At 36.7% G+C, this 2,316-nt stretch carries 2 protein-coding genes and 1 pseudogene; all 3 read left to right on the forward strand.

The annotated features are described in order from the left end of the window. Nucleotides 1-120 (forward strand): annotated as a pseudogene (locus ABY905_RS16535) (ATPase); the annotation flags it as partial. A 104-nt stretch (nt 121-224) separates the two neighbouring features. Then, on the forward strand, nt 225-1,094 hold the full coding sequence (locus tag ABY905_RS16540; protein WP_372645874.1) for a DUF58 domain-containing protein: 870 nt from the start codon (nt 225-227) through the stop codon (nt 1,092-1,094). Nucleotides 1,095-1,373: 279 nt separating this feature from the next. Next, nucleotides 1,374-2,316: hypothetical protein (locus ABY905_RS16545; protein ID WP_372645876.1), on the forward strand; the 943-nt coding region annotated here is incomplete at its 3' end.

Consider the following 2,316-nt stretch of genomic DNA (forward strand, 5'->3'; position numbering starts at 1 on the left):
CGTGCTGTTTGTCACGATGTACTTCGCCATCGTATTGGTTTAACTTATGAGGCTGAAGCAAACAACATCACAAGTGAGCATATCATTTCTGAAATTTTGAATACTGTTGAAGTACCGTAGCAATTACGAATGAGGAATTAAGAATTACGATTGAAATTTTTTCACGTAATTCTTAAACTCAACGACTTAATTATTAATTCGTAATTATCAATTCGTAATTAACTATGGAGACTAGTGAATTATTAAAAAAAGTTCGAAAAATCGAGATCAAAACCAAGGGTTTATCTCGAAATATATTTGCTGGAGAATACCACTCTGCATTTAAAGGACGAGGTATGACCTTTAGCGAGGTTCGCGAATACCAATACGGCGACGACATTCGTAATATCGACTGGAATGTAACGGCTCGTTACAACACCCCTTTCGTTAAGCTTTTCGAAGAAGAGCGAGAAATGACCGTGATGCTGATGATTGACGTAAGTGGTTCCCGTGAGTTTGGAACCATGTCGAAACTCAAAAAAAATCAGATTACTGAGATTGCAGCGGTACTTGCTTTTTCGGCTATTCAAAACAACGATAAAATTGGTGTCCTTTTCTTTTCGGATATCATAGAAAAGTTTATTCCGCCTAAAAAAGGAAAGTCGCATATTCTACGAATCATTCGTGAATTAATCGATTTTAAACCCGAACATCGTAAAACTGATATTAACAATGCTCTTCGCTACCTGACTAAAGCTATCAAGAAGCGTTGTACCACTTTCGTGATATCCGATTTTATCGACGATAATGACTTTGAAAAGTCCTTAAGTATTGCCAACAACAAGCACGATGTGGTCGCTCTTAAAATTTACGATAAGCGAGAGGAGGAATTGCCTTCGATCGGACTTGTTAGAATGCTCGATGCTGAGACCCGCGAATACCAATGGGTTGACACCTCAAGTTCTAAGGTAAGAAACGCTCATGCTAAATGGTGGAGACAGAATCAATCAAAAGTTGAAGAGATTTTCAAACGTTCAGGTGTCGATGTGGCAAATATCAGAACCGACCAGGACTATGTGCGATCGTTAATTGCCCTATTTAAACGAAGAGCCTAAACAATTATCAATTTACGATTAGCAATTAATGATTTGTTATTAATCGTGAAATTGATAAATGGTTGAATTGCTAAAATTGATTAACAACTAAGATGTTAGATCTACATACTCAGACAATTTGATATTTGGACCTTTAGACATTTTTGATCTATAAGACTTTTAAAATAATTATTAATTACTCATTCGTAATTTAATAAGATGATAGGATTACAAACAATAAAAAAACAATTCCAAAGAAGCTTCTTACTTCTAAGTTTTGCCTTGCTATTAAATCCAGCGATGGCACAAGAGAATGAAGATGGCTTTAAAGTTCGTGTAGCATTGGATACCAATGTAATCTCCATTGGCGATCAGATCAACTTGAAACTTTCTGTTGATCAGCCTAAAGGTATTACAGTTGGATTTCCTGTTTTCACAGATAGTATCACTAAGAACGTTGAAGTTATACGTCAGTGGCCCTTGGATACCACAAAGAAAAAAGATGGTAGTCTGAAGATTAATAAAAGATTTCTAATTACTTCTTTTGATGGTGGCGTTCATAAGATTCCTCCCTTCGTTTTTAAACTGAATGGAGAAAATATCAATAACATTATTCGTACCGATACCATGCAATTGGGCGTACGTAGTTTTGATATTGATACCACAAAAGCCAATTTCGATATCGCGATGCCGATTCATACACCGGTATCATTTGCTGAAGTTGCGCCCTGGGCTGGTGGTGGTTTAATATTTATTGCCATTCTTTTTGCTGCTTATTATTTCTACCGCAGATACAAGCGCAATCAGCCATTATTCAAAGCTGTGGTTCCTGCCGAACCTGCTCATGTTATTGCTCTAAGAAAACTCGAGGAAATAGACAGTCAAAAACTCTGGCAAACAGGACATATTAAGCAATATCATTCAGATCTTACTGATGCTGTTCGTAACTATCTTGACGAACGTTTTGGTTTAGCAACTCTGGAATCGACTACTGAGGAGACTCTGGATGTTATTTCTGAGGACATCATGCATAAGGATTTGATTTCTGACTTGAAAGTGATTCTTGAACGAGCTGACTTGGCTAAGTTTGCCAAATTTCAACCACTTCCTGATGAGAATCAGCTGAGTTTGAAGTATGCTTATCGCATTGTAGAAAAAACATTGATTAAAGAAACCTTAAAAGAAGAAACGGAAGAGGAAGCTGAACAAATTGAATTAGCTCAGCGAGAAGAAATCGATAAGA

Origin of the sequence: Ancylomarina sp. (genome assembly GCF_041555295.1) — a bacterium.
Lineage (GTDB): Bacteria > Bacteroidota > Bacteroidia > Bacteroidales > Marinifilaceae > Ancylomarina.